General features: G+C 71.8%; 9 protein-coding genes. All 9 read left to right on the top strand.

Annotated elements, in window-relative coordinates; translation table 11 throughout:
* Positions 1-398 (top strand): Trp biosynthesis-associated membrane protein (locus BN12_RS16610; protein WP_048554202.1); only part of this gene is annotated, 398 nt, incomplete at its 5' end.
* A gap of 83 nt (positions 399-481) precedes the next feature.
* Positions 482-712, top strand: coding sequence for an HGxxPAAW family protein (locus tag BN12_RS16605; RefSeq protein ID WP_048554200.1), 231 nt, complete (start codon positions 482-484; stop codon positions 710-712).
* On the top strand, positions 690-1,136 hold the full coding sequence (locus BN12_RS16600; protein WP_048554198.1) for a DUF2752 domain-containing protein: 447 nt from the start codon (positions 690-692) through the stop codon (positions 1,134-1,136). Before BN12_RS16605 ends, BN12_RS16600 begins: the two co-directional genes overlap by 23 nt.
* A 76-nt stretch (positions 1,137-1,212) precedes the next feature.
* Complete coding sequence (gene trpC / locus BN12_RS16595; protein WP_327152663.1) at positions 1,213-2,016, top strand: indole-3-glycerol phosphate synthase TrpC; 804 nt, start codon at positions 1,213-1,215, stop codon at positions 2,014-2,016.
* Positions 2,013-3,221 carry a tryptophan synthase subunit beta gene (gene trpB, locus BN12_RS16590; RefSeq protein ID WP_048554196.1) on the top strand — a complete coding sequence of 403 codons (1,209 nt, stop codon included), beginning with the start codon at positions 2,013-2,015 and terminating at the stop codon, positions 3,219-3,221. The genes trpC and trpB overlap by 4 nt, the downstream gene beginning before the upstream one ends.
* Positions 3,218-4,024 (top strand): tryptophan synthase subunit alpha, encoded by an 807-nt coding sequence (gene trpA / locus BN12_RS16585; protein ID WP_048554194.1) that lies wholly within the window; start codon positions 3,218-3,220, stop codon positions 4,022-4,024. Before trpB ends, trpA begins: the two co-directional genes overlap by 4 nt.
* The gene (locus BN12_RS16580) at positions 4,021-4,530 is read left to right on the top strand and encodes a DoxX family protein (RefSeq protein WP_048554192.1); all 510 of its coding nucleotides are present in this window, start codon (positions 4,021-4,023) and stop codon (positions 4,528-4,530) included. Before trpA ends, BN12_RS16580 begins: the two co-directional genes overlap by 4 nt.
* Before the next feature lie 66 nt (positions 4,531-4,596).
* Entirely contained in the window at positions 4,597-5,487 is an 891-nt protein-coding gene (locus BN12_RS16575) for a DsbA family protein (protein WP_048554190.1), read from the top strand.
* Positions 5,484-6,428 carry a prolipoprotein diacylglyceryl transferase gene (lgt, locus tag BN12_RS16570; RefSeq protein ID WP_048556516.1) on the top strand — a complete coding sequence of 315 codons (945 nt, stop codon included), beginning with the start codon at positions 5,484-5,486 and terminating at the stop codon, positions 6,426-6,428. Before BN12_RS16575 ends, lgt begins: the two co-directional genes overlap by 4 nt.
* Positions 6,429-6,636: the final 208 nt, after the last annotated feature.

The following is a 6,636-nucleotide window of genomic DNA, read 5'->3' as shown; positions in this document are numbered from 1 at the left end:
CGGCGGGCCGGATCGGCCGCCTCGTCGGCCTCGTCGCCTTCGCGGGCGCGACGGCGTTCCTCGCCGTCGACGTCGTCCGCTTCCTCCTCGACCCCGATGCCGCGCTCGGCCGGGCCGTCGCCCATCAGTTGGGGCGCACGGGGTCCGTGCCGAGCACCGGAAGCCCGACGGCCTGGGCGTATGCCGCATCCGCCGCCGTCGTCCTGCTCGCCGCCGCCTTCGTCCTGGCCGCAACCGGGAGGCGCACCTGGGGCGGGCTGTCGGCGCGGTACGAGAAGGACGCGGGGGCAGGCGCGGCGGACGTCGCGGGGAGCCGAGGGGAGCGGGCGAGAAGCGCCTGGCAGCAGCTCTCGGAGGGACACGACCCGACCGACGACGAGAGCCCGCACCGATCGTGAGGGCGGACCTGACACAATCGGTGCGAACGCCCGGCCCCACTGGACCACACGGCCCCGCTGGACAAGACGAAGGAGCAGCCCCCATGTCCGACGAGCACGAGGACCACGGTCACAGCGTCGCTGCGTGGGTCAGCGTCGCCATCATCATGGTCGGGGCCGTCATCATGGCGTTCTCGGTCCTCTTTCCCACCCTCTGGCTGTTCATCGTCGGGGCGGTCATCGCCATCGTCGGCGCGATCTCGGCGAAGGTGCTCTCGATGGCCGGCTTCGGCTCGAGGCCACCGGTCAAGCGTGACCCTCTCGACACCATCTGACCTCGGCGCCACCTCGACCGGTGGCCTCGCGCGCCGGGTCCGCGAGCCGCTCCTCGTCGGCGGCGGTGCCGCAGCGCTCTGCCTCGGCCTCCTCGTCCACGACCCCCACCAGCCCGGCTCCTGGGGCTACTGCCCCTTCCTCCTGCTGACCGGCCGTCCGTGCCCGGCGTGCGGCGGGCTGCGCGCGGTCGACGACCTGCTCCACGGCGACCTCCTCGCCGCCCTCGGGTCGAACGCCTACGCCGTCGGGTCGGTCGGCCTGGGGGTCGTTCTCTGGGTCCTCTGGCTCGTCGGGCGGGTGCGAGCCCGGCCGGTGGACTGGTCGCCGGTCCACGGCCGGCTGGCGAGCGCCTGGCTCGCCGGGCTCCTCCTCTTCGGTGCGCTCCGGCTGCTCGTCCCCGGACTGGCGTTCCTCCAGCCCTGAGCTCGAGACGGCTCGGCGAGGGGCGCTCGCCAGTCGGATGGACGGTGGCCGGATCCCACCGGCCGCCCGACTACCCTTGAGCACATGCCCACGGTTCTCGAGGAGATCATCGCCGGGGTCCGCGAGGACCTCGCCCACCGGCAGGCAGGCGGCGACGAGTCTCGCGGAGCTCCAGAGGCGCGCCGCGCGGGCCGCGCCGGCCATCGACGCCGAGGAGCTGTTCCGCCGGGAGGACCTCTCGCTCATCGCCGAGGTCAAGCGACGCAGCCCGAGCAAGGGCGACCTCGCCGGCATACCCGATCCCGCGGCCCTGGCCGGCGCGTATGCGGCAGGAGGCGCGACCGCCATCAGCGTCCTCACCGAGCGCCGCCGGTTCGGGGGGAGCCTCGACGACCTCGACACCGTGCGGGCCGCCGTCGACATCCCCGTCCTGCGCAAGGACTTCATGGTGACCGACTACCAGCTGTGGGAGGCGCGGGCCCACGGTGCGGACATCGTCCTGCTCATCGTCGCGGCGCTGTCGGACGTGGACCTCGGGCACCTCCTGCGCCTCGCGGGTGAGCTCGGGATGACGGCCCTCGTCGAGGTGCACGACGAGGTCGAGACGCAGCGGGCCGTCGACGCGGGCGCCCTCGTCGTCGGCGTCAACGCCCGCAACCTGAAGACCCTCGAGGTGTTCCCCGACACCTTCTCCCGGCTCGCGCCGCTCATCCCGCCGGGGTGCGTCAAGGTCGCCGAGTCGGGGATCACCGGCCCGTCGGACGCCGCCTGGTATGCCGGCCAGGGGGCCGACGCGATCCTCGTCGGAGAGGCGCTCGTCACCGGAGCGGACCCGGTGCTCGCCGTCGAGGAGCTGCTCCGGCAGCAGGTGGCCTCGTGACCGACGGCCGGTTCGGCGCCTTCGGCGGGCGCTACGTCCCCGAGGCCCTCATCCCCGCCCTCGAGCAGCTCGACGAGGCGCGCTCCAAGGCGATGCTCGACCCGGGGTTCCTCGGCGAGCTCGACCGCCTGCACCGCACGTACACCGGTCGCCCGAGCATCGTGACGGAGGTGCCGCGCTTCGCCGAGCACTGCGGCGGCGCCCGGGTCGTCCTCAAGCGCGAGGACCTCAACCACACCGGCTCGCACAAGATCAACAACGTCCTCGCCCAGGCGCTGCTCACCCAGCGGATGGGCAAGTCGCGCGTCATCGCCGAGACCGGCGCCGGCCAGCACGGGGTCGCGACGGCGACCGCCGCCGCGCTCCTCGGCCTCGACTGCAGGGTGTACATGGGTCGCGTCGACACCGAGCGGCAGGCCCTCAACGTCGCGAGGATGCGGATGCTCGGCGCCGAGGTCGTCCCCGTGTCGACCGGCAGCGCGACGCTCAAGGACGCCATCAACGAGGCGCTGCGCGACTGGGTGACGAACGTCGGGACGACCCACTACCTCCTCGGGACGGTGACCGGGCCCCATCCCTTCCCCGAGATGGTCCGCGACTTCCACCGGATCATCGGCGTCGAGGCGCGCGGCCAGATCCTCGACCTCGCGGGCCGGCTGCCCGACGCCGTCATCGCCTGTGTCGGCGGCGGCTCGAACGCCATGGGCATCTTCCACCGGTTCATCGACGACGAGGGCGTCCGGCTCGTCGGCGTCGAGGCGGGGGGAGAGGGCATCGCCTCGGGCCGGCACGCCGCGCGGTTCGCCTCGTCCTCGCCCGGGGTGCTCCACGGGACGTTCAGCTACCTCATGCAGGACGACGACGGCCAGACGATCGAGTCCCACTCGATCTCGGCCGGCCTGGACTACCCGAGCGTCGGCCCCGAGCACTCCTACCTGCGCGACTCGGGGCGGGCGGAGTACCGGTACGCCACCGACGAGCAGGCGATGCGCGCCTTCGAGCTGCTGTGCCGGACCGAGGGGATCATCCCGGCCATCGAGTCCGCCCACGCCCTCGCCGGCGCGATGGAGGTGGGCTCCGAGCTCGGACCGGAGAGCCTCCTGCTGGTCAACCTGTCCGGGCGTGGCGACAAGGACGTGCACACGGCCGCACGGTGGTTCGGTCTCCTCGACGATGCCGCCGCCGACGGGGGAGGGGACGCATGACGCAGACCGTGGGGGCCGAGGCCGTCATCGCCCGGTGCCGCGCCGAGAACCGCGCCGCGCTCGTCGCATACCTCCCCGTCGGCTTCCCCGACCTCAAGACCTCCGTCCGCGCCATGGAGATCCTCGTCGAGGCCGGCGCCGACATCATCGAGGTCGGGGTGCCGTACAGCGACCCGCTCATGGACGGCCCCGTCATCCAGCGGGCCGTCGCGCTGGCCCTCGAGCGCGGCAGCCGCGTCGCCGACGTCTTCACCGCGACGGAGGCCGTCCGGGCCGCGGGGGCGCCGCCGCTCGTCATGCTCTACTGGAACCTCGTCCTCCGAGCGGGGGTGGACCGCTTCGCCGACCGGCTCGTCGCGTCCGGGGGCGGTGGTCTCATCACCCCGGACCTCATCCCCGACGAGGCGGCCGAGTGGATCGCCGCGAGCGACCGCACCGGGCTCGACCGGGTCTTCCTCGTCGCCCCGAGCTCGACGACCGAGCGCCTCCAGCGGGTGACCCGGGCCTGTCGCGGATTCGTCTACGCCGCCTCGACGATGGGCGTCACCGGTGCCCGGTCGTCCGTCGGGTCCGCCGCCCGCGACCTCGTCGAGCGGACCCGCGCGGTCACCGACCTGCCGGTATGCGTCGGGCTCGGCGTCTCGACGGGGGAGCAGGCCGCGGAGGTCGGCTCGTTCGCCGACGGGGTCATCGTCGGCTCCGCGCTCGTCGCGGCGCTCACCGATCGGGAACCGGAGGAGGGTCTCGCCGCGTTGAGGACGCTGACAGAGGAACTGGCGCAGGGAGTGAGAACGGGTCGATGACCGCTGCCACGCAGACGTCCGCCGACGCCGGGCCCTCCCGGCGCAAGGAGCTGACGCTCGACGTCGTCGGGCTCCTCGCCCGGCTGACGCTCGGCATCGTCCTCGTCGTCGCCGGCTGGCTCAAGGTGGGGAACCCGGCGGGGGCCGCCCGGGCCGTCCAGGGCTACCGGATCATGCCGTACGACGTCGCGACCTACGTCGGGTACGCCCTGCCCATCGTCGAGATCGTCGTCGGTCTCCTCCTCATCACCGGTCTGTTCACCCGGTTCGCCGCCCTCATCGGCGGGCTGCTCATGGTCGCGTTCATCATCGGCATCAGCCAGGCCTGGGCCCGTGGGCTGCACATCGACTGCGGCTGCTTCGGCGGCGGGGGCGAGGTCGCGGCGAGCGCGACGCGGTACCCCCAGGAGATCGCCCGGGACACCGGGCTGGCCGTCTGCGCCGCCTGGCTCGTGTGGCGTCCACAGTCCCTCGCCTCCCTCGACCGGGTCCTGTTCGGACGCTGACAGGCAGGCCTGACACAATCGGCCGCCGCACCACGTGGCCGCAGCACCCAAGGAGACGTTCCACCGATGGCGAAGTCGAAGACGAAGGCCCGGGCCCAGCAGCCGCGGCCGCAGGGCAAGGGCGGCGCGTCGTCGCAGCAGTCGCGCCAGGCCAAGATCGACGCGGCGCGCAAGAGCAGCGGCGGGACGGGGGTCAACAAGATCGTCGTCGGGAGCATCGTCGCGGTCGTCGCCATCGTCGCGATCGTCGGCGGGGTGATCTTCAACTCGATCCACCAGAAGAACCAGGTCTCCCAGGGTGGCAAGGCCCTGCCGGCCGGCGTCTCGGCGATGGGGAAGGGCTGGCAGGCCAACCAGGACGTCAAGCTCGTCGCCGGCGCGCCGACCGTCGCGATCTACGAGGACTTCCGCTGCCCGATCTGCAAGCAGCTGGAGTCGGCGTTCGGCGAGTCGATCCAGCAACTCGCGACGGAGGGCAAGGTCAAGCTCGTCTACTTCTTCAAGACGGTCATCGACAGCAACTACGGCGGCGACAACAGCCAGCAGGCCGCGAACAACGCGCTGTGCGTCGCCGAGGCCGGCTCGCAGTACTTCTGGAAGTACCACAACCTCCTCTACACCAACCAGCCGGACGAGGGCTCGACGTTCACGAACGCCCAGTTCACCCAGTTCGCCAAGCAGGCCGGCCTGTCCGGCACGGCGCTCGACACGTGGCAGAAGTGCGCCGATGCCGGCAAGTACATGAACTACGTCAAGAGCACCGACGACGCGTCCTACAAGGCGGGGATCACGGGGACGCCGGCCGTCTTCGTCAACCACAAGCCGGTCAACTGGCAGGCCTTCTCGACGTCGGCGGGGCAGCCGGACGCGGCGGCGTTCAGCAAGGCCCTCGAGACGGGCACCCTCTCGCAGAGTCAGATCTCCACCGATCTGAAGAACGCGAAGGACCTCAGCTGACCAGTCTCGCCGCCTCGATCCCGAGCCCGACGGTCTCGGCGTTCCACGTCGGGCCGCTGCTCATCCGCGCCTACGCCCTGTGCATCCTCATCGGGATCATCTTCGCGGTCTGGCTCACCGGACGCCGGCTCGAGGGGCGGGGCTACGAGGCGACGAAGGCACTCGACGTGGCGGTCTTCGCCGTGCCCTTCGGCATCGTCGGCGGCCGCCTCTACCACCTCATCACGACGCCGCAGCCCTACTTCGGGGAGGGCGGACACCCGCTCGACGCCCTGAAGATCTGGCACGGCGGCCTCGGCATCTGGGGCGCGATCGCGCTCGGGGCGCTCGGCGCGTGGCTCGGCTGCCGGCGGTTCCACGTGCCCTTCCGGGTGTATGCCGACGCCGCGACGCCCGGCGTCATCTTCGCCCACGCGCTCGGCCGGTGGGGCAACTGGTTCAACAACGAGCTGTACGGCCGGGCGACGGACGCCCCGTGGGGTCTGACGATCCACCAGTGGGACGAGTCCCAAGGCCGCGCCGTCGTCGACGCCTCGGGCAAGCCGGTCGTCATCGGCACCTTCCAGCCGACGTTCCTCTACGAGTCGGTCTTCCTCGTCCTCCTCGGCCTCCTCCTCCTGCGCCTGGACAAGGTCCGCGACTTCGCCCCGGGCCAGATCTTCGCCCTCTACGTCATCGGCTACCCCTGCGGACGGGTCGTCATGGAGTTCATGCGCTCCGACGAGGCGAACCACATCCTCGGCCTCCGGGTCAACGTGTGGACCTGCCTGCTCGTCTTCCTCCTCGGCATCTGGCTCTACCTCAGCGCCGGCCGCGCCGCCTCCGCGAGGGGCCAGGTCGATCCCGCCTCGTCGAGCGGGCGTGTCGACACCTCTCCCGCCCCATCGAGTGGGCCCTCCGACACCGCCGACCCCGGCCCGGGCTCGTCCACCTCGCCCTGACCCCGCGTCGGGTGAGATTGGGATACCTCGACTGCCGAGGGCACCTTGGCGGTGGAGGTATCTGGTGACGTTCTGGTGGGGTCGGGTTACCTCGACTGCCGAGGGCACCTTGGCGGTGGAGGTATGTGGTGACGTTCTGGTGGGGTCGGGGTACCTCGACTGCGGAGGGCACCCAGGGGTGGAGGTATGTGGTGACGTTCTGGTGGGG

Origin of the sequence: Nostocoides japonicum T1-X7 (assembly GCF_001046855.1) — a bacterium.
GTDB classification, from domain to species: Bacteria; Actinomycetota; Actinomycetes; order Actinomycetales; family Dermatophilaceae; genus Nostocoides; species Nostocoides japonicum.
This window is presented reverse-complemented; position numbering and strand designations above follow the sequence as displayed.